Below are 21,141 nucleotides of genomic sequence, written 5' to 3'. Positions count from 1 at the left end.
GGCGCGCATGAGGTTGGCCTCTATTTATGAGTGGTTTGTGATATGGGTGTAGCACCACGGTAAGGCGGCGGCCAAATACCGCCGTTTCCGAGGCCAGATTGAAAGAACGGGGATTATTTCGGCACCTAGCATTCATTCACCTCATCCACCTATCGGAGTTTTGAAATGAATGGCATCAGCAATTATTCGGTGCGCCCCAGCGCCGCCTCCACGGTCAACGCCGCCAGCAAAACCGGTGATTCAAGCTCGTTTGGTCCGATGATGTCCAGTGCCCTGTCGGCAGCCGCAGCGGCCAGCGCACCGACCGCCAGCGCCGTGTGCGCCATCAGCCAGGAAGGGCTCTCGGAACTGGCCAAGGTGTCCCGCGATGCCTACCACGCGGCCGACTCCGCCCTGCACGCCACCACCTCCTTCGTGAGCAAAGCCATCGACACGGTGGAAGACGCCGCGCAGGACGGCGTCAATGAGGTCAAGGCCGCCGCGCGCTACATCGGCAAAGAGTTGTCAGAGGCGGGCGAAGCCATCTCGGAAGGCGCCTCCACCGTGGCGGACGCCGTGAGCAGCGCCATTGACTCGGCCGAGAGCTACGTGGGGCACGCCGTCATCGCCGGCGTCACGGCCTTCAACAAGATCGTCTGAGGCGCCGAACATGTACGCCCGCCCCTTGTCCATCCTGGCAGCCTTGACGCTGTCGTCGCCGCTGCTCACGGCCTGCTCGGTGTTCAGCCCCCATCCGCTGTGGGAGCTGGCCAAGGCTTCGGGCGCCACGGTCACCGCTGCTGTGAGCACGGCGGCGCCTGGCAAGGCCATCAACACGGTCTACCACCTGCACCCGCCAGTGCGCAGCGTGTGCATCGAGTTCAACCCCAACACCCAGGTGCCCGACATCTTGCCGGCGCTGCAGATTGAACTCAAAGCCCAGCGCGTGGAAAGCCGGGTATATGAGACACGGTCGGCCACCGGCCTGTGCAAATTCTGGCTTCGGTACAGCGCCTACACGGGTTTGGATATTCCACCCTTGGGGGGCGATTACAAACCTTATATCCAGCAAGCCACCCTGACCTTGTGGAATGGCAGCGAACAGATATTGGCCAGCAGCCATTATGACCCCGGCGGCCCATTCGGGATTGGAAAATGGGCCAGCACCCGCGCCAAACTGGCCCCGGTGGTGCAGGCCCTGATCACGGGCGACGAGAATATCAAGGAATAACACCATGAATATGAAATTCAATACCTCCCAAATGTCGATTCGGCGCCGGATCACCGTCTGCGCCGTGGCCCTGCCCTGTCTGAATACCTTGCTCGGCTGCAGTTCGACGTCGCCATTTGCCAACTTGCCCATGTCGACAGCGCCCCAGGAAACACCTGCCTACATCGAGAAGATCAATACCGGATCTTTGTTCCAGGCGGGCATGGACGCCACATCGCTCTTCTCGGGCGACCGAAAACCCCGGTACGTCGGCGACACCTTGAAAATCGACATCGCTGAAAAATTCGCAGCGACGAGCAAGGTCAACACCAGCACCAGCCGCGAGAACAAGGTCAGCACCAAGGGGCCCGGCACCGCGAACCCCAATGGCGGCTTCATCGACCGGGTGTTGAACGTGGACGCCAGCGCGGCCGGCAGCGACGCCTACAAGGGCAAGGGCACGACCGACAACGCCGGCACCTTCAATGCACTGCTCACGGCATCGGTCATCAACGTGCTGCCCAACGGGCACCTGTTGGTGGCAGGCGAGCGCAGCATCACCCTCAATGGCGGCACCAGCAACCTGCGCTTCCATGGCGTGGTCAACCCCAAAACCGTCAAGGCGGGCAACATCGTCGCCTCCGAAGACGTGCTGAACGCGCGCTTCGAGGTGGGCGGCCAGGGTGACGTGTCGGATGCCGGCTCACGCAATTGGCTGCAGCGCTTCCTCACCAACAACCTGGTGATCTGGTGATGGTGGATGGGCGCGTGGATCAGGCCAGCACCGCGCGGCTGGCCAAGGCCGCCGCGGCCGCGCGCGTCTCCACCCCCAGCTTTTCAAAGATGTGCTCCAGGTGCTTGTTCACCGTGCGGTGGCTCAGGCCCAGGATCTCGGCGATGTCGCGGTTGGTCTTGCCCTTGGCCAGCCAGGACAACACCTCGGTTTCGCGCGGGGTTAGCGCGGCCAGGTCCAGTCGCGGGCGCGTGCCCCAGGCGTTGCGCAGGTGCGTGGCCAGGCGGGCCAACACCTCTTCGATGCGCACAGGCTTGACCACGTAGTCCACGCCACCGGCGTCAAACCCCGCCACCACGTCGGCGGTCTCAGACAGGCCGGTCATGAAGATCACCGGGATCTTGCACCAGACCTCGTGGGCCTTGATCCGACGGCAAGTGTCAAAGCCCGACAGGCCCGGCATCACCGCGTCCAGCAGGATGGCATCGGGCAGGATCAGCGACAGGCGGTCCAGCGCCTGCTGGCCATCGCGGGCCACCAGCACGGTGTAGCCCTCGTTGGCCAGCGCATCGCACAGCATGCGCAAGGTGTCGACGGCATCGTCCACCACCAGCACGGTGCCCAGGTGGGGTTCAGGCTTGGGGCTCATCCAAAGCATCCTCAGAGATCACGGGGTTCAAACGCTCGATCAAGGTGTCGAACTCGAATTGGTCGGCCAGGTGGGACAGGTTGACCCACTCGCTTTGCCATTGCGGATAGCGCTCGGCCAACTGCGTCAGCTTTTCACGAAGCGCGCGCAGGTGGCCAATGCGGGCCAGGCGGCACAGCTCTTCCACCACCTCCAGGGGCAGGTCGCTGGCCGTCAGGCGCGGGGCACCAATGGCCTCGGCCTCGTTGTGGCGCTGGCCCAGCAGGTGCAAGGGCAAAGCGGCCGGCTCGGCACTCCACTCGATGTGGAGATGCTCGCCCAAGGTGTCCAGCAGTTCAGACTCAATCACCGGCTTGGCCACAAAGGCCTGGCATTGCGCGGCTTGCAGGTTCTCGGGCCGGTTCTCGAACACATTGGCCGACACCATGATGATGGGCACCTCGGTGAAGCCAGCCGCGCGGATCTGGCGGGCCACTTGCCAGCCATCGACATCGTCCATGGTGATGTCCAGCAACACCGCGTCGGGGCAAGCTTCCCGCACGCTTTCAAGGCACTCCAGGCCGCTGGCCGCCTCGCGCAAAATGAAGCCCAAGGGCAGCAGCATGCCCGCCAGCATCTGCCGCTGGATGGGTTGATCGTCCACCACCAGCAAGGTGCGGCGCGCGCCGTCGTAGGCCGTGATCGGCAAATGGCGTGGCCTGGCGGCCAGGGCCGATTGCGGCGGCATGGCGGGCTCGGCAATCTCGCGCAGGTACATGCGCACGGTGAAGGTGCTGCCCTGCCCCAGCTCGCTCTTCACACTCAACTCGCCCCCCATCAGCTCGGTCAGCAGGTGGGTGATGGTCAGGCCCAGGCCCGTGCCCGGCTCGCTGCTGCGGCGGCCCGCACTGCCACGCTCAAACGGCAGGAAGATGCGGTCCAGGTCTTGGGGCGCGATGCCAATGCCGGTGTCGATCACTTCAAAGCGCAGCACCTCGCGGCGCGCGTCCACCAGCAGCGTGATGCGGCCTTTGTAGGTGAAGCGCGCGGCGTTGCTCAACAGGTTCAGCAAGATCTGGCGCAGGCGCTTGGCATCGGCATACACCCATGCAGGCACGCGGCCACGGGTCTCCAGCGCGAAGTCCAGGCCCTTGGCCTGGGTCTGCGTCTGCACCATGCGCACCACATCGTCCAGGAACTCGCGCAGGGGCAGGGGCACCGGGTCCAGCCGCAAACGGCCGGCCTCGATGCGGGCCAGGTCCAGCAGCCCGTCGATCAGGCCCATCAGGTGTTCGCCACTGCGCTGGATGGTGTTGAGGGCTTCGCGGCCCGAGCCCTGTCGCGGCTCATCCTTCAGCAATATCTGCGCGTAACCCATGATGCTGTTGAGCGGCGTGCGCAACTCGTGCGTCATGCCGGCCACGTAGCGCGTCTTGGCCTGGTTGGCGGCCTCGGCCAGGTCCTTGGCGGCTTGCAAGGCGGCATCGGTGCGGCGGTGGGCGTCGATCTCCAGCTGCAGCAACTGGTTGTGACGGTTGCTTTCGTCTTGCGCCAGGCGCCGGCTTTCCGAGGCCAGCACCACCCACCATGAACACACGGCGGCCGCCAGCAGCAGCAAGGCATAGGCCTTGATGAAAGGGCCTTCGAGCATGGCCACGGCCGGGCCGTTCACGGCATCCACCACGTGGTTGACCACGCCCTCCTGGTAATAGACCACGCCCAGCACCATCGCCAACACGGCGGCCAGTGACAAGAAGACGACCAGGTAGTGCCCCACCCGGAAATTGATGCGGCTGGACAGTTGCAGTGGCAGCACCGCGGTGAGTGCATCAGACACCTGCTCGGCCGCGCGCGACCGGCTCTTGCAGCGGTCATGGCAGCGTGACTCCAGGGTGCAGCACAAGGAGCAGATGGGCGCGTCGTAAGCCGGGCACGTCGCCATGTCTTCTGACTCGAACTGGTTCTCGCACACCGAGCAGGCCACCATCTGGCCCGGTGCCCAAGGCGTCTTGTTGGGCCGCGCCAGGTAATAGCGGCCCTGGGTGGTCCAGGCCAGCAAAGGCGAGGCGATCAGCGCGGTGGTCAAGGCGATGAAAGGCGAGCCCGCCTGCGCCAGCGCGCCGAACATGCCCGCGTGCGCCGCGAAGGCCATCACCGTGGCCAGCAAAGTGGCCCCCAAACCCACGGGGTTCAGGTCATACAAATAGGCGCGCTTGAACTCGATGTGTTTTGGGCTCCAGCCCAGCGGCTTGTTGATGACCAGATCAGCCACCAGCGCGCCCACCCAGCCAATGGCCACGTTGCCATACAAGCCCAGCACACGCTCCAGTGCGCCGAACACGCCCAGCGTCATCAGCATGACGGCGATCAACACATTGAACACCAGCCACACCACGCGCCCGGGGTGGCTGTGCGTGAGCCGCGCGAAGAAGTTGGACCAGGCCAGCGAACCCGCATAGGCATTGGTGACGTTGATCTTGACCTGCGAGACGATGACGAACAACACCATCGTGCCCAGTGCCCAGGTGGGCGAGGTGAAGACCTCGCCGAACCCGGCCAGGTACATCTGCGTGGGCTCCATGGCCTTGTCGGCTGGAACGTTGTGCTGCAGGGCCAGAAAGGCAAGAAAGCCCCCGCCCACCATCTTGAGCATGCCCGGCACGATCCAGCCCGGCCCCGCCACCAACACCGCCGTCCACCAGCGCACGCGGTTCTCTTTGGTTTTCTCAGGCAAGAAGCGCAGAAAGTCGACCTGCTCACCCACCTGCACGATCAGCGAGAACACCACCGTGGCCGCCATGCCAAAGGCCATCAGGTTGAAATCGCTGCTGCCCGAGCTGCGCCCCACCATGCCGGTGAACTCGACATAGGCCTCGGGCCGCTTGATGGCCACGAACACGAAGGGGCACACGAACATCAGTGCCCACAAGGGCTGCGTCCACAACTGTAGGCGCGAGATGAGCGTGATGCCGTGCGTGACCAGCGGCACGATCACCAGCGACGACGCCAGGTAGCACACCGGCAATGACCAGTCGAACACCATCTGCAAGGCGAGCGCCATGATGGCCGCCTCCAGCGCAAAGAAGATGAAAGTGAAGCTGGCGTAGATCAGCGAGGTGAGCGTGGAGCCCAGGTAGCCAAAGCCCGCGCCGCGCGTGAGCAAGTCCAGGTCAACCCCGTACTTGGCCGCGTAGTAGCTGATGGGCAGGCCTGTCATGAAGATGATCAAGCCCACCACCAGCGTGGCCCACAGCATGTTCGAGAAGCCGTAGTTCAGCGCAATGGCGCCGCCAATGGCCTCCAGCGCCAAAAAGGACACCGCGCCGAACGCCGTGTTGGCCACGCGGAACTCCGACCACTTGCGGAAGGTGCGTGGCGTGTAGCGAAGCGCGTAGTCCTCCAGGGTTTCGTTGGCCACCCAGGAGTTGTAGTCACGACGGATGCGAAAGATCTTCTGCCGGGCAACGGACACAGACTGGCTCCGTGGAATGAAGACTCTATGGCAATTGCAAGAAGCGATCCACCGCCTCACCTACGTTGAATGACGTATTCAAGGAAGCCTGGCTCTTGCTTACTGTGATGGACATGGTCACACCAACAGTGCATGCACGAAATCATGCATGCACCAAGGCGTGGCATCTGTAGTCCCTTTTTGTGTGCAAGGAGCTTTTCCATGTCGAATGACCGTGACGATTCCAATCAGCAAAACCGCCGCCGCCTGTTGCAAGGCATCGGTGCCCTTCCCCTCGTGGGCATGACGGGGCTGAGCTACGGAGCCGCCCCCGCCACCGCCGCCGTCAACACGACCAAGCTGGCCGTGACCGACACCGAAGTCACCGTGGGCCAGTTGCACTCCGCCACCGGCACCATGGCCATTTCGGAAACCGGCTCGATCCAGGCCGAGCAGTTGGCCATCGACCAGATCAACGCCATGGGCGGCATCCTGGGCCGCAAGATCAAGGTCATCAAGGAAGACGGCGCCTCCGACTGGCCCACGTTTGCCGAGAAGTCCAAAAAGCTGCTGGTCAACGACCACGTCGCTGCCGTGTTCGGCTGCTGGACATCGGCCTCGCGCAAGGCCGTGCTGCCCGTCTTTGAAAAGGAAAACGGCCTGCTGTACTACCCCACCTTCTACGAAGGCCTGGAGCAGTCCAAGAACGTGATCTACACCGGCCAGGAAGCCACGCAGCAAATCATCTGGGGCCTGGACTGGGCCTCGAAAGAGAAGAAGGCCAAAACCTTCTTCCTGGTGGGCTCTGACTACATCTGGCCCCGCACCTCGATGAAGATCGCGCGCAAGCACATCGAATCGGTGGGCAAGCTGGGCAAGGTCGTGGGTGAAGAGTACTACCCACTGGGCAACACCAACTTCAACTCCCTGATCAACAAGATCAAGGTGGCCAAGCCCGATTGCATCTTCGCGGCCGTGGTGGGTGGCTCCAACGTGGCCTTCTACAAGCAGCTCAAGGCCGCCGGCATCACGGGCGCCAAGCAGTTCCTGCTGACCTTGTCGGTGACCGAGGACGAAATGCTCGGCGTGGGTGGCGAAAACTTCGCCGGCTTCTACTCGTCGATGAAGTACTTCCAAAGCCTGGACAACGACAACAACAAGAAGTTCGTTGCCGCGTTCAAGGGCAAGTACGGCCCCAAATCGGTGATCGGCGACGTGACGCAAGCCGGTTACCTGGGCCCATGGTTGTGGAAAGCCGCGGTTGAAAAGGCCGGCAGCTTCGACGTGGACAAGGTGGTGGCCGCCTCGCCAGGCATCGAGTTGAAGATCGCGCCTGAAGGCTACGTGAAGCTGCACGAGAACCATCACTTGTGGAGCAAGGCCCGCATCGCCCAAGGCCAGCCTGACGGCACCTTCAAGGTGGTGGCCGAGTCCAAAGACCTGATCGAACCGAATCCTTTCCCCAAGGGTTACCAGTAAAGGAAGGCCCACCCCCTGCGGCCTTCGGCCGCCCCCTCAAGGGGGCAACACCAGCGGACCGGCATAGCCGGATCCGCGGTGTTTGCTTGATCAGTGACTTTGGCGCGCGAGGACCTCATGACTCTTTCAGAAATACTCAACATCAGCGTGATGCAGGGGTTTGCAGGCTTGAGCCTGTTCTCGGTGCTGCTGCTCATGGGCCTGGGCCTGGCCATCATCTTTGGCCAGATGGGCGTGATCAACCTCGCGCACGGCGAGTTCATGACCATCGGCGCTTACACCATCTACATGGTGTCCAGCTACGTTGAAGCGAAGTACCCCAACTTCCTTCCCTATTACTTTCCCTGCGCCATCGTCCTGGCCTTCATCTTCGCGTTCGTGGTCGGCTACCTGGCCGAGTGGGCGTTGATCCGCCACCTGTACAAGCGCCCGCTGGACACCCTGCTCGCCACCTGGGGCTTGAGCCTGGGCATGCAGCAATGCTTTCGCACCTTCATCGGCCCCAAGGAAGTGAGCCCCACCCTGCCCGAATGGCTGATGGGTTCATGGGCCCCCAAAGAAGGCCTGGACATCCCCATCAACGGCATGTTCGTGATGGGCCTGACGGCTTTGGTGACCGCCGGCGTGATGCTCGCGCTGTACAAATCACGCTGGGGCCTGCGTGTTCGCGCCTCGGTCTCCAACCGCATGATGGCCAACGCCATCGGCATCAACACCAGCCGCACTGACCGCCTCACCTTCGCCATTGGTTGCGGCATCGCCGGGATCGCGGGCGCGGCCTTCACCACCATTGGCTCCACCGGCCCCACCTCGGGTTCGCTCTATATCGTCGACGCCTTCCTGGTGGTGACCTTCGGTGGCGCGGCCAGCTTGCTGGGCACCGTGGCCTCGGCCTTCGGCATCGCGCAAACGCAGTCCATCGCTGAGTTCTTCATCACTGGCTCCATGGCCAAGGTGCTGACGCTGTCGCTGATCGTGGTGATCTTGATGATCCGTCCGCAAGGCCTGTTCGCCTCCAAGGTGCGCCGCTGAATCCCGACTTGACTGATACACGGAGTAGCTACTCATGAAGAGTCTTTTGAACTGGTTGAAAACGTCGAGTCTGGGCAGCATCTTGTTGCTGGCCCTGGTGATCCTGGTGGTGTTCCCGCTGTCGATGGACATCTTCCGCCTGAACCTGGTGGGCAAGTACCTGACCTACGGCTTCGTGGCCATCGGCCTGGTGATGCTGTGGGGCTGGAGCGGCACCTTGAGCCTGGGCCAGGGCGTGTTCTTCGGCCTGGGTGGTTACTGCATGGCCATGTTCCTGAAGCTGGAAGCCTCTGACCCGGTGACCACCAAGATCCAGTCCACCCCCGGCATCCCTGACTTCATGGACTGGAACCAGATCACGGCCCTGCCGCTGTTCTGGAAGCCGTTTCAAAGCCTGCCCCTCACCTTGATCGCGGTGATCCTGGTGCCCACCTTGCTGGCCTTCATCATCAGCTACGCCATGTTCAAGCGCCGCGTGGGGGGCGTGTACTTCGCCATCATCACGCAGGCGGTGGCACTGATCCTGACCGTGCTGATCATTGGCCAGCAGGGCTACACCGGTGGCGTGAACGGCATGACCGACCTGAAGACCGTGCTGGGTTGGGACACCCGCACCGACCACGCCAAGCTGATCTTGTACTTCGTGAACGCGGGCTTGCTGCTGGGCTGCATCCTGCTGTGCAAATGGGTGCAGACCAGCAAACTGGGCACCCTGCTGCTGGCCATGCGTGACAAGGAAGACCGCGTTCGCTTCTCGGGCTACGACGTGTCGATGTTCAAGGTCTTCACCTTCTGCCTGGCGGCCGGCATCTCGGGCATTGGTGGCGCGATGTTCGCCTTGCAAGTGGGCTTCATGTCGCCGTCCTTCGTGGGCATCGTGCCCTCGATCGAGATGGTGATCTTTGCCGCGGTGGGTGGGCGCATGAGCCTGGTCGGCGCGGTGTACGGCACCTTGCTGGTCAACGCGGGCAAGACGTACTTTTCGGAGACGGCGCCTGACCTGTGGCTGTTCCTGATGGCCGCGCTGTTCATCGGTGTGGTGATGGCCTTCCCCAACGGCTTGGCTGGTTTGTACGAAGAAAAGATCAAGCCCTGGGCCGCCAAGCGCCGTGTTGATCTGGCAGCAGAGAAGGCACGCCGCAAGGCCCGCGATGCGGACGATGCCAAGCCCGTGGCAGCCGTGCCCCAGTCCACCACGCCCACACCGCCCACACCGCAGATGCCCAACGGCATGAGCAACCAGCAAGCCTGACCGCCACAAGGAACGACTGAATCATGAGCAACACTGACTTCGTCCTCGCGGTTGAAGACCTCACCGTGTCCTTCGATGGATTCAAGGCCATCGATGCCCTGACCTTGTACGTGGACCGCGGTGAGCTGCGCGTCATCATCGGCCCCAACGGCGCCGGCAAGACCACCTTGCTTGATTTGATCTGCGGCAAGACCAAGGCCAGCACCGGCAGCATCAAGTTCAAGAACAAAGAGATGACCAAGATGCAGGAGCACAAGATCGTGCGCGCTGGCATCGGCCGCAAGTTCCAGACGCCCTCCATCTACGAAAACCTCAGCGTCTTCAAGAACCTGGAGGTGTCGTTTCCCCGAGGCCGCAGCGTGTTCGGCGCCCTGTCTTTCAGCTGCACCGACGAGGTCAAGGCCCGCATCCAATCGGTGGCTGAAGAGATCGGCCTGGCCGACCAGCTGCACACCGAATCCGGCCTGCTCAGCCACGGCCAGAAGCAGTGGCTGGAGATCGGCATGTTGCTGATGCAAGACCCCGAGCTGCTGATGCTGGACGAGCCCATCGCCGGCATGAGCGTGCGCGAGCGCGAGCTCACCGCCGAGCTGCTGCAACGCATCGCCAAGAACCGCTCGCTCATCGTGATCGAGCACGACATGGATTTCGTCAAGCGCATCGCCGACAAGGTGACCGTGATGCACCAGGGAAAGATCCTGGCGGAAGGGTCGATGGACAAGGTCCAGAACGATCCCAAGGTCATCGACGTGTATCTGGGCCACTGAGCCTTCAAGCCAAGGAAAGCAACACCATGTTGGCAGTCAACGATCTGTTTGTCGCATACGGTCAGAGCGAGGCGCTGCACGGCATCTCGTTCGAGGCCAAATCCAAGGAAACCGTGGCCATCATGGGCCGCAACGGCATGGGCAAGACCACGCTGTTCAAGAGCCTGATGGGCGTGCTGCCCACCAAGTCGGGCAAGGTCGAAGTGGGCGGGCTTGATGTCACCAAGGACGAGAGCTACCGCCGCGTGGCCAAGGGCATCGCCTATGTGCCGCAGGGCCGCATGATCTTCCCCACCCTGACGGTGGAAGAGAACATCCAGACCGGCCTGGAAAACGCCAAGCACAAGCGCATCCCCGATGAGATCTACGCGCTCTTCCCCGTGCTGTTCGACATGCGCGCGCGCAAGGGCGGCAACCTGTCGGGCGGGCAACAGCAGCAACTGGCCATCGCCCGCGCGCTGGTCACCAACCCCAAGGTGCTGCTGCTCGACGAGCCCACCGAGGGCATCCAGCCTTCCATCATCAAGGACATCGCCAAGGCCCTGAACGAGATCCGCAAGATGCGCGACATCACGATCATCGTGTCCGAGCAAGTGCTGTCCTTCGCGCTGGACGTGGCCGACCGCCTCTTCGTGATCGAAGGCGGCCGCCTGGTCCATGAAACCGACCGCGCCGACACCGACGTCGCGCGCATCAAGCAATACCTCTCTGTGTAAGTCAAAGGAGCCAAGCCATGCCTGAAACCCTCATCAAAGTCGACCTCAACGAATCGCCCTACAGCAACGAGAACATCCACAACCGCTGGCACCCGGACATCCCCATGGCCTGCTGGGTGAACCCCGGCGACGACTTCGTGCTGGAAACCTACGACTGGACCGGCGGCTACATCAAGAACAACGACAGCGCCGACGACGTGCGCGACGTGGACCTGACCACGGTGCACTTTTTGTCGGGCCCCGTGGGCGTGAAGGGTGCCGAGCCGGGCGACCTGCTGGTGGTGGAGCTGCTGGACATCGGTGCCAAGCAAGACAGCCTGTGGGGCTTCAACGGCTTCTTCAGCAAGAAAAACGGCGGCGGTTTCTTGACCGAGCACTTCCCGCTGGCGCAGAAGTCGATCTGGGACTTCAATGGCATGTTCACCAAGAGCCGCCACATCCCTGGTGTGGAGTTTGCCGGCCTGATCCACCCCGGCCTGATTGGCTGCCTGCCCGACCCCAAGATGCTGGCCACCTGGAACGAGCGCGAAGTGGACTTCATCGCCACCCAGCCCGACCGCGTGCCCCCCTTGGCCAACCCGCCCTTCGGGGCCACCACCCACGCCGGCAAGGCCACGGGCGCGGCCAAGGAAAAGATCGCGGCCGAAGGCGCCCGCACGGTGCCCCCGCGTGAACACGGCGGCAACTGCGACATCAAGGACTTGTCGCGCGGCTCCAAGGTCTTCTTCCCCGTGTACGTGGAAGGCGCGGGCCTGAGCGTGGGCGACCTGCACTTCAGCCAGGGCGATGGCGAGATCACCTTCTGCGGCGCCATCGAGATGGCCGGCTGGGTGCACATGCGCGTGTCGGTCATCAAGGGCGGCATGGCCAAGTACGGCATCAAGAACCCCATCTTCAAGCCCAGCCCGATCACGCCCAACTACAAGGACTACCTGATCTTTGAAGGCATCTCGGTCGACGAATACGGCAAGCAGCACTACCTGGACGTGCACGTGGCCTACCGCCAGGCCTGCCTGAACGCCATCGAGTACCTGACCAAGTTCGGCTACAGCAAGGCACAGGCTTATTCGATCCTGGGCACCGCCCCCGTGCAGGGCCACATCAGCGGCGTGGTCGACATCCCGAACGCGTGCGCCACCTTGTGGTTGCCGACCGAGATCTTCGAGTTCGACATCAACCCGACCGCGGCCGGGCCCATCAAGATGCTGGACGGCAGCATCGACATGCCGATCTCGCAAGACCTCTGATTGATCGATCGAAGCAGGAGCCACCACATGCCGACCTATGAATACGACTGCCCGGACTGCGGTGGCTTCGATGCCATCCGCAGCGTCTCGCAACGCAACGAGCCGTGCGCCTGCCCGGAATGCGGGAGCGCGGCGGGCCGCGTGTTCGCGACGGCACCGCGGCTGGCCTGCGTGAGCAGTGACACGCGCACGGCCATGGACCGCAATGAGAAGGCGCGGCATGAGCCGCGTTCTTCAAAGGATGGGAGCTATGGGAGGTTGAGCCACCCGTCGGGGTGCGGGTGCTGCTCGACGGCCTCCAAGGGGATCCGGAGTGCGACGGTGACGGCGGCGAATGGGAACAAGGCGTTTCCGTCGAAGAGGCCTTGGATGATTAGTCATTGAGAGTAATGGCGCATTGGCCATCATTGGAGTGATTCTTGGCAAGAAGGTGAAGTGGTTGGAAGCGGTCGGGGACGAGCAACATTAGGAAGTACCACTTCTTCAGGACTGACGCTTTCGTCCCAGCTTTCGTGCAGGTTGGCCGACTGCAGGCCCCCTGCACGGTCGGTTTAAAGCTTTAATCGACACCTTGTGCGGTCTTTTCAATCAGTTCCATCCCCGATCGGAAATTCAGTACTGAGACTGTTAAGTGCCTATGGTTGGCCTTTCCTGCTGTCGCCACCTGCGAACAATGTCGGTAACGTAGGCAGCATCTGCGGTGTCCGTACACCACAAAGCCGCGAAAGGAACGTCTGCACTGTGGGGGCGGCGGTCTTCAGCAAGGTCACTGAATCGCACTCGAACAGGCACGGCAGTTCCCTCGCCGACAATGAGTGCCTCCTGAGAACGAAGCGTTGGCAACGAGTCAATCAGGCTTCGCACGGCATCTGGTAACGCCCTTTGCACAAAGTGCTGATCCTGTTCGTTGCTCATGCGTAAGGCGATCAAGGTATTGCACTGCGAGAGGATGGTTTCCGCAAGTTCTGAGGGGCGTTGGGAGATAAGTCCTAGCGATACGCCGTACTTGCGGCCCTCCTTGGCAATTCGCGCCAAGGCTTGCTTTGTAGGCTGAAAGGCCGCCGCGTCACTGCGTGGCGCATAGCGGTGAGCCTCTTCGCAGACTAGAAGGATCGGTACTTTGACCGGACGCGGACTCCAAACTGCGAAGTCGAAGACCATGCGACACAGGACAGACACCACCACATCAACCACATCCGAAGGAATGCCAGAAAGGTCAATGATTGATATTGGCTTGTCGTCGACTGGAATTCTCAGGTATTGCTTGATGATGTCAACAAGGCCATCAGTCACTTCCGTATCAGGACGAACCAAGAAAGAGAACCGTTTGTCAGCTTGCATCGACTTGATCTTGTTGATGATCTTGTCATGAGACTCTCGTTTTGATGGTGACAGGTCCTTGGCCTGTAGCTCAACAGCCGCCAATACCGCGCCAAGTTTGTAGGGTATGGGTGTATCTACAGTTATATCGTCTGCCGCAATATCGGCGATCCCAAAGCTACGACGAGCCGACAATATTGCTTCCTTAAGTATATTGGTTTGACTAGTTGCGGCGAATTCGGACTTCCCAACAAAAATCTCACTACATTCCTCAAAATTTAGTAGCCAGTGAGGCAAGTTCAGTGTTGCTGGGTCAATGACTTCGGCCCTTGTACCAAAGGCCCTACTATATTCGTTGTGCGGATCTAGAAGAATGATGTGTCCGCTGGGCGCCGCATCCAATATTGCTTGGAGTAAGACAGTAACAGAGCAGGACTTTCCAGACCCAGTTGTCCCAAGCACAGCGAAATGCTTGCCAAGCAACTCATTCGTCATTAGGTAAATTGGCAATGCCGATGCCTGCGACAGCGAGCCAATATGAATAGAGGGGCTGTCAGGCCGATTATAAATTTGACTCAACTCACCCACAGTCGCGACAAATATGGGCTGACCAGGCAGAGGGTAGGTGACAACGCCACGTTGAAATGTGAAATCGTTTTCACCAAGACCGCTACGCAGCCCTTCGCCGAAAAGCTCGATTTCGAGCCATTTGGCATCACTGCTGCGTTCCACTACTTTCTTATCTTTGGATTTTTCTGCTATGGCGACTTCAGCCATTCTCAACGCTGTCACGAGGCCGAACACTAACTTGTCGCCAGCCTCGATTCGAACAATTGAGCCGATCTGTCCCACTGTGTAGCGGCGGCTTTTATAGGTCCGATATAGGTCTTCGACAGAAGACTCCAATTCACCGACAACTTTAGAGCCAGAAATCTCGATAACCCGGCCAACCCGTAGAATTTCTGCGCTCATGCTGCCACCCCTGCGATGTAATCCACTAAGCCTTCAAATTTCCAAAGCTCCGCCTCAAGAAGAATCTTTGCTTCGGTCGCATCAAGCGCATCGCCAACATGAAATGAATTACCGACATAAGCATTAAATCGGCTATTGCAGCGTTTTTCAATTTCTTTTAGTTGTGTTTGCTGCTCAATCGCTTTCACGTCGGGCCCAATGAACGCTATCACGGTCAGATTGCTGCCGGTGGCGTTAACAGCATCAATGATTGCTTCATTAATATGTTCGTCATTGAAGCTGTAGCCCAGCGTCACAAGGCAGTTGTTCACATTGGGCGCGCGCAAGCGCGCTCTGAATTTACCGAAAAGTGTCTCATACACGCCAAACTGGGTTTGGAGATATTTTTGTTCCGAGGGATAAACAAGGACTGTTTCTGTGATGTCGGCGGCTGAACTGACGACCGAGCGACGTACATGCCCAGTTTTTTCTCGTAACCAGTTAATAGAGCCGTGCAGTTTGTAAATTCGAAAATTCGGCATGCAGGTTGGCGCCTCTTCAAATATCGTCGGGTCAAACCACCCCAGACGTGAACCTCGAAAACCATCAACATACTGATAACGCAATTTATCAAGTGTCGCCTCAATCAGCGTGTCATAGTTAAGAGTAAAAATATCGCGACCTGCCTTTGTTGATCTATTAGCGATCCGCTGCAGAAAACGCGCATGTACCGTGCTATCCAGCCATGAATCGGCAATGTTCTCGACGATTTCTTTCTTAATGGAATGCAACGCGTCGCCAATCCATGCTGGCTTGACCGCATGTTTATCTGCATCTCTAAGCGTTTGCAGAATATTTTGGTAACGCACCAAATAATTTATGAGGTCTTCGATCGTCGTTGGCCGCGTTCCAGCTGCTTTCAGTCCATCGAATTCTGTCTTAATGGACGCATCGACCTTAGCCAACACATTCGTTGTCAATTCGCCAATGAGCGGTTTTCCTGCGCAGCGACTGCAACCGGCGCCAATGAGAAAGCAGGTATCTGAGCCTGTAAGCCATTGAAGAACACGCTCTTTCGTTTCGCTCGACATATTTTCCTCCCTTAATGCAACCCGAGACGGGCAAATGAATCCTAGCTTTCATGCGAAATGAGCGGCAGTTGCGCCCATGAAATTCGGCAACACGGCCGAACCCAACGCTTAACAGACTCTGAAAACACCTACGGCGCGCAGCGCCCCTACTGACCGAGCGTTCGATTTCGCGATGGAACTGCGAACCGTGCGTCATTTAGGCGCCAAAAAATACTTTTATTTGATAGTGAGTTAACATGCATTCATGAGAAGCCACAACGCTACGGCGAGTTGCCGACTGGAATAAAATCAGAAATTTGCATTTGACATTAACTCATTCGTCCCGCAGTTGATGATATGAGTGTCCGAGAAACAACCCCCAGATAAATCGGTTATCTTCCTGAGCTCTGTAAACAGTGCCCGCCATCGATCCTGACCAAAAAAAGTCGGGTCATCAAAACCTACTAAAAGATTGGTTCCTCTTGGATATTGCTTTTTCGCCTTCTTCTCGTGCAGGTACGCAATGCTTTCGGCTAAATTTTCAATACCGACTTTATATGGTTCTATTTCGCTGACGGCAACAATCTCGCCTGTGATTTTGTCTCGATAGATCCTTCCCGCCGTTGGAGTTGATCCCGTTCTCCACATAAGTTCTCGCCTCAACGCATCTTCATATGAGTGTACATAGGTCACTTCGACATTGAGCTCTTGAGAATATTGACCTAAGAAATGAATTACTCCATCAACGGGCTCATTGTTCTCGAAAGCTTCGACTTCTACATGAGAGCCTGGAAACTTGAGACTAATGGCAAATCGGCTCAAAGGGTACAGTTCCTCCAGCAAGTGCTTAGCCCTCCCAGTTCTGAGGATGTACTCCTGTCTCGATAGCGCTTCAATCTGGCTATCTACTGACAATGCGAAATCGAATACAGGTGCGCGCATATGAATTTTTGAAGCTAATGGCGAGTTGAACCTGACGGCGTAGCCCTGGCAATTTCAAGCAGCCAAATTGGAGATATGTGCTTCTTGGGAATTAGGTGTTACTGCTAACTGTCCCGGTGTCGCAAGATTCGGCCCCGCAATCTGGGCAGCCCCGCCCTCATCGTCCGGATCCTCCGCAGCCATGCTGGCTTCATAAACCAACTGCTGACTCACCCATACTTGACGAGCCAGTTCGCTCTCTTCGATCTGCTTCTCTATCGCTAGCGTTTCCCTGTACTCGCGCGCCTCAGCAGCCATGGTCCAACTCACATTGAGTCCCATGTTCTCCATCGCCACCCTCAAGTCTGTGATGCCCACCCTGAAAAACTCTTTTCTGGGATTGAGCTTGTTCACCTGCGCCTGCACAAACATCCGGTGCAACTTGGTCTCCAACTGCGGCGCGTTGTCCGACCAGATCATGGCGTGAACATCGAACCCGAACGGCACACTGGCATCGCCCAATTCACGAATGCGATCCAGCGGCTCCATGCGGCGAGTCATGCCCACCTTGTAGACGTGCTCTCCGAATGAGCCAACATTCGAGATCACATAGACATGGCCAGCTTTGGTTTGCTGAGCCATCGACAAGGCCCGCTGGTTCTTACTTTCCGCATCCAGCAACTTGCCTTGAAGTTCAGCCAACAAGGCCTCGTACTTGGCACGCTGTTCATCCGAAGCCTTGGCAACCTGGGCTTGGGCTTTCTCCATCGCTTTGCGGATGGTGTCTTCTTCTTTGGCTGCTTCCTTTATCGCGCGTTCGTATTCGCGACGAGCTTTTTCTTCTTCACGAATCTGCTCCCGGATGCGGCGTTGCTCTTCACGCTCCCGCTCACGCAGTTCGTTCACCCGCACGGCCCATTGAAGCTCCTGGATTCGACTTTCCACGTACTCTGGTTTGATGCGCGCGGACTTGAACGCCGTTCCATTGGCATTGACGATGGCAACAGCATCCCTCAGCTCTTGTTGCAAAGTCCCGAAGTTGTCGATCTTCGCCCGCGACAGGATGGAGTCGGCCTTGCCATTGAACGCATCCGTCACGAATCTGATGGCCGTCTCCTTGCGAACTTTTTCGACGTAGTCGCAATCGGCCGCAATGCCTTGCACCACCATGCGCTTGGTGCGTTCACGTGCTTGCTTCAGTTCACGCCCGGCTTCTTCATGCGAATACGCTTCTGCAAGGTCATCGAGCAGGCTGTGGGTTGGGATCATGTAGCGATTGCCATACCCATCAATGACGTTCTTCATCGCCTGGACGGTGGCTGCAATGTTCTTGGCGTCCTCTAGTGCGCGGTAAGCATCGCCGCCGATGGCTTCGGCATTTTTTCGAGCTTCATCGACAATGCCGGCGGCCTGTGAGCCGGCTTGTTCGAGCATCAAGTCTGCGGCTTGGCGCTTGGCTCGCACTTCATCACCAACCGCTTGCCTGAGTTGATCGGCTTCCAAATTGGCGAGGGACTTGTCTACCTCCCCTGCGGAGCGCAACGCTGATGCCTGGCGCTTCGCCTCTTCCAAGAGGCCAGAGGCTTCCAAGGCTGCATCGCGCACCTGGGCAAAGGGCGTCAACGACTCGATTTCCCTGCGGCGAAGTTCTGACTCACGACCAACCGCGTCCAGTTCCGTCTGTACTTGCACGGCATGAGCCTTAGCCTTTGCCAGTTCCCCGCGAACTTTGAAGAGGGCATACAACAGGACGCCCAAACAAACTAACAGTAGCAATGCAACTAGTGCATCCATAGCATTCCTCCCTGATCTCGTCATCGCATGACGCGTTAACTGTTACGGAATGCTACGACAAAAAATCGAGTCTTAAATTGGAGCCAACGCCAAGCCGTAACTGAGAAGAGCGCCACCTTCTGGCCATACGCTGCCTCCAGCTGTATCGGTAACGCTTGGCAAAGCCAGGTCCAAACACCCCCTTGATGGTGATTTCCTAGCCTTGTCCGAATCCCTAAAGTCGCGGCCTCATCAACAAAACGAACGCCAGGAAGCCATGCCTCAAAACCTCATTTCCCTCACCCTGACCGCCGCCGACCACGTCGCCATCGCCGACGCGCTGTCCACGCTCGAAAGCAAGCTGTCCGGCCTGATCTCGCTGAGCACCGACGAGCGCCGCAGCCTGAACAAGATGGGCGAGAAGTCTGAAACCTTCTGCCGCCGCACGCTGGTCGCGATGAGCGACAACGCCGGTTTGATCCCGACCGACGTGGACGTGGCAGAAGCGCAGCGCGACCTGGCCCAGCTCGACGCGCTGCGCCCGCACATCGCCAGGCTGACCAAGCTGCTGGGCCGCGCTGAAGACTCCGAGATGGCCTTGGGCAGCGACGTCATGGTCACCGCCTTGGAGGGCTACGCCCTGTTGAAGGTGCTGGGCAAGGGTTCTGGCCTGGACGCCCTGCGCAAAGACATGTCCGTCCGCTTCATGCGCAAGACGCGCGCCACGGAAAGCACGGCCGAAGCCGCTTAAAGCCCGGCCCGCCAGCATCAAAGCCCCGCTCGCGGGGCTTTTTTCATGGGCCTTCGGGTTGGAAGGCCTTGCGCGCAAGGCTTTTCTCCTTGCGGCCAAGGCTCTGGTACCCGGCGCTTGGGGCTCAGAGGCTTGCGCCGCAAGGCTCAACACCCCGACGTTGGGGATGCAGGGCCTTGCGCGCAAGGCTCAAAGCCCGGCGCTTCGGGTTCAGATGGGCAAAGTGCAAGGCTCAAGTGCCTTGCGTTTGGGGCTCTCCATCCTTGCGCGCAAGGCTTTTTGCCTTGCGGCCCGGGTTCAGAAGGCGGCACGAAGGGAAACAAAACAGTCAGTAGCCCCCCTGCTACAGTGCGCCCAAACACATGAATCCAGGAGAGTGAACATGGGGCGCCCATTCATCGTCCTTGGCGACAGCACTGACCACGGTGGCGTGGTGGTTGGCGCCGCGGGCACGACAGATACCCACGGCAAACGCATCGCCCGCGTGGGCGACCAGGTAACGTGCCCGAAGAAGGGACATGGCACCACGGTGATCGTGACGGGCGATGCCACCATGATCATTGACGGCCAGCCGGCCGCCCGGCACGGCGACAAGTGCGCCTGCGGCGCAACCCTGATTGCCGGCCAGTTCTTGTCCACGACTTCGGAAGGCGGAGCTTCCAACCCCGCAGCGGCCAGTGCCGACCAAACGGGCAAAGCTGCCGCCGCAGGCTACGCTGCCGTCAAGCCCGATGTGCGCATCACCTATGACGAGCAAACGAGGCTTGAGGTCATCGGCGACACGGCGGTGCTGGTAGGCCTACCCTGGGTCGTCAAAACCCTGTCCGGCCAGACCCGCTCCGGACGCTTGGACCAAAGCGGCGAATTGCCCCGCATCGTGACGGACTCAGAAGAAGAGTACGAAGTGTTCTGGGGTGAAGATGCCCTGTTGCTGATGGAGGGCCACTGAGATGGCCACCACGCTCAAGCAACAAGCGAAGGTTCGCACCAACACCACGCCTCAATCCGTCTGCGCCATCCAGGTCACCCCCATCCAATTCGCAAACCTGTGGGCAGCCTATCCCAAGGAGCGCGATCCATACCGGGACGCGAAGGGCAAGGTGCCAGCAGGCTTTGACAACCAATGCGCCATCAGGGTGAGTTCGGCCCTTCACCATGTCGGCGTCACGATGAAGTCATTCAAAGGTGCTGCGGTGCAGCTTGATGGCCAGCGCGCCGCCATCCGGGCCGAGGAATTCGCCACATGGCTGAAGCTGCAACCCTTTTGTGGTCTGCCCAGCAAGCCACACAACATCACAGGGCCCGACTGGCAGCAGAAAATCAAAGGCAAGACGGGCATCATCTTCTTCAAAGACTACTGGTCCCGGGACGGCGAGGTCAGCCATGCGTCAGGTGATCATGTGGACCTTTGGAACAAGGATCGCCTGACACCTGGCTTTGCCAGCTTCATGCGATTCACTCTTGGCTTGAACGCCAGCAGCATCTTGGGTTTTTCTGACCTGGGCAAAGCAAAGGAAATACTGTTTTGGGAAGTCAAGTGAGATCCCGCATCAAACCGGCCGGCCTTTTCTTTCTGGCGGGCATTGTGTTTGTCGTGCTGCTGGACAGGTTTTCCACGGTGGCGTGCAACGGCACATGCCCAGATTGGTTTGCCGGGCTGGTGATGGGGCAACTGCTGTTTCCCCTGGCCTGGGCCATCATTGGGTACGCGGCGCCGCCGGGCCGACGCACACGGTGGCTGTTTCTCACGGCCGTGTGCTCAAGCGCCATCTCATACGCCTTGCACGTTCAGACGATGCAGTTTGCGATGAGGGCCATCAGCGGTTGAACCATCTGTTCTGACCAAATGCAAGCCATGCAA

At 59.5% G+C, this 21,141-nt stretch carries 18 protein-coding genes and 1 pseudogene; 13 read left to right on the top strand and 6 right to left on the bottom strand.

Annotated elements, in window-relative coordinates; all coding sequences use genetic code 11:
* The first annotated feature begins 165 nt into the window (after positions 1 to 165).
* From LQ232_RS18150 to LQ232_RS18140, 3 genes are read left to right on the top strand one after another with little or no spacing between them, the layout of a single operon-like run.
* The gene (locus LQ232_RS18150; RefSeq protein ID WP_230181801.1) at positions 166 to 639 is read left to right on the top strand and encodes a hypothetical protein; all 474 of its coding nucleotides are present in this window, start codon (positions 166 to 168) and stop codon (positions 637 to 639) included.
* Between the two features lie 10 nt (positions 640 to 649).
* Positions 650 to 1,210 carry a cell division protein FtsI gene (locus LQ232_RS18145; protein ID WP_230181800.1) on the top strand — a complete coding sequence of 187 codons (561 nt, stop codon included), beginning with the start codon at positions 650 to 652 and terminating at the stop codon, positions 1,208 to 1,210.
* A gap of 4 nt (positions 1,211 to 1,214) precedes the next feature.
* Positions 1,215 to 1,943, top strand: coding sequence for a flagellar basal body L-ring protein FlgH (locus LQ232_RS18140; protein WP_230181799.1), 729 nt, complete (start codon positions 1,215 to 1,217; stop codon positions 1,941 to 1,943).
* Positions 1,944 to 1,962: 19 nt separating this feature from the next.
* On the opposite strand, the gene LQ232_RS18135 is transcribed toward LQ232_RS18140, so the two are convergent.
* Positions 1,963 to 2,571 carry a DNA-binding response regulator gene (locus LQ232_RS18135; protein ID WP_230181798.1) on the bottom strand — a complete coding sequence of 203 codons (609 nt, stop codon included), beginning with the start codon at positions 2,569 to 2,571 and terminating at the stop codon, positions 1,963 to 1,965.
* Positions 2,555 to 6,022, bottom strand: a complete 3,468-nt coding sequence (locus LQ232_RS18130) for an ATP-binding protein (protein WP_230181797.1) — start codon at positions 6,020 to 6,022, stop codon at positions 2,555 to 2,557. The genes LQ232_RS18135 and LQ232_RS18130 overlap by 17 nt, the downstream gene beginning before the upstream one ends.
* 201 nt (positions 6,023 to 6,223) lie before the next feature.
* On the opposite strand from LQ232_RS18130, the gene urtA reads away from it, so the two are divergent.
* The 7 genes from urtA (at position 6,224) to LQ232_RS18095 (ending at position 12,878) form a co-directional block, all read left to right on the top strand.
* A complete protein-coding gene (urtA, locus tag LQ232_RS18125) occupies positions 6,224 to 7,480 on the top strand; it encodes an urea ABC transporter substrate-binding protein (protein WP_230181796.1) in 1,257 nt (418 codons plus the stop codon).
* A 117-nt stretch (positions 7,481 to 7,597) separates the two neighbouring features.
* A complete protein-coding gene (gene urtB, locus LQ232_RS18120) occupies positions 7,598 to 8,512 on the top strand; it encodes an urea ABC transporter permease subunit UrtB (protein WP_230181795.1) in 915 nt (304 codons plus the stop codon).
* A gap of 34 nt (positions 8,513 to 8,546) precedes the next feature.
* Positions 8,547 to 9,764 (top strand): urea ABC transporter permease subunit UrtC, encoded by a 1,218-nt coding sequence (gene urtC / locus LQ232_RS18115; RefSeq protein ID WP_230181794.1) that lies wholly within the window; start codon positions 8,547 to 8,549, stop codon positions 9,762 to 9,764.
* Between the two features lie 23 nt (positions 9,765 to 9,787).
* On the top strand, positions 9,788 to 10,531 hold the full coding sequence (gene urtD, locus LQ232_RS18110; protein WP_230181793.1) for an urea ABC transporter ATP-binding protein UrtD: 744 nt from the start codon (positions 9,788 to 9,790) through the stop codon (positions 10,529 to 10,531).
* Positions 10,532 to 10,557: 26 nt separating this feature from the next.
* Complete coding sequence (gene urtE / locus LQ232_RS18105) at positions 10,558 to 11,247, top strand: urea ABC transporter ATP-binding subunit UrtE (protein WP_230181792.1); 690 nt, start codon at positions 10,558 to 10,560, stop codon at positions 11,245 to 11,247.
* A 17-nt stretch (positions 11,248 to 11,264) separates the two neighbouring features.
* The gene (gene fmdA, locus LQ232_RS18100) at positions 11,265 to 12,494 is read left to right on the top strand and encodes a formamidase (protein WP_230181791.1); all 1,230 of its coding nucleotides are present in this window, start codon (positions 11,265 to 11,267) and stop codon (positions 12,492 to 12,494) included.
* A gap of 27 nt (positions 12,495 to 12,521) precedes the next feature.
* Positions 12,522 to 12,878 carry a zinc ribbon domain-containing protein gene (locus LQ232_RS18095; RefSeq protein ID WP_230181790.1) on the top strand — a complete coding sequence of 119 codons (357 nt, stop codon included), beginning with the start codon at positions 12,522 to 12,524 and terminating at the stop codon, positions 12,876 to 12,878.
* A gap of 243 nt (positions 12,879 to 13,121) precedes the next feature.
* On the opposite strand, the gene LQ232_RS18090 is transcribed toward LQ232_RS18095, so the two are convergent.
* The 4 genes from LQ232_RS18090 to LQ232_RS18075 form a co-directional block, all read right to left on the bottom strand.
* Entirely contained in the window at positions 13,122 to 14,786 is a 1,665-nt protein-coding gene (locus LQ232_RS18090) for an ATP-binding protein (protein ID WP_230181789.1), read from the bottom strand.
* Positions 14,783 to 15,856, bottom strand: a complete 1,074-nt coding sequence (locus LQ232_RS18085) for an SIR2 family protein (RefSeq protein WP_230181788.1) — start codon at positions 15,854 to 15,856, stop codon at positions 14,783 to 14,785. The genes LQ232_RS18090 and LQ232_RS18085 overlap by 4 nt, the downstream gene beginning before the upstream one ends.
* A 288-nt stretch (positions 15,857 to 16,144) precedes the next feature.
* Entirely contained in the window at positions 16,145 to 16,777 is a 633-nt protein-coding gene (locus LQ232_RS18080) for a hypothetical protein (protein ID WP_230181787.1), read from the bottom strand.
* Positions 16,778 to 16,831: 54 nt separating this feature from the next.
* Complete coding sequence (locus tag LQ232_RS18075; protein WP_230181786.1) at positions 16,832 to 18,550, bottom strand: DUF4041 domain-containing protein; 1,719 nt, start codon at positions 18,548 to 18,550, stop codon at positions 16,832 to 16,834.
* A gap of 256 nt (positions 18,551 to 18,806) precedes the next feature.
* Between LQ232_RS18075 and LQ232_RS18070 the strand changes: the two genes are divergently transcribed.
* The 3 genes and pseudogenes from LQ232_RS18070 (at position 18,807) to LQ232_RS18060 (ending at position 20,821) form a co-directional block, all read left to right on the top strand.
* Complete coding sequence (locus LQ232_RS18070) at positions 18,807 to 19,280, top strand: hypothetical protein (protein ID WP_230181785.1); 474 nt, start codon at positions 18,807 to 18,809, stop codon at positions 19,278 to 19,280.
* 382 nt (positions 19,281 to 19,662) lie between these two features.
* Positions 19,663 to 19,923: pseudogene (locus LQ232_RS18065) on the top strand (PAAR domain-containing protein); the annotation flags it as partial.
* Positions 19,924 to 20,230: 307 nt separating this feature from the next.
* Positions 20,231 to 20,821: a type VI secretion system amidase effector protein Tae4 gene (locus LQ232_RS18060; RefSeq protein ID WP_230181784.1), complete on the top strand. Its 591-nt coding sequence runs from the start codon at positions 20,231 to 20,233 to the stop codon at positions 20,819 to 20,821.
* Positions 20,822 to 21,141: the final 320 nt, after the last annotated feature.

The sequence above is a fragment of the Aquabacterium sp. CECT 9606 genome (assembly GCF_918741295.1).
Taxonomy (GTDB): domain Bacteria; phylum Pseudomonadota; class Gammaproteobacteria; order Burkholderiales; family Burkholderiaceae_C; genus Aquabacterium.
This window is presented reverse-complemented; position numbering and strand designations above follow the sequence as displayed.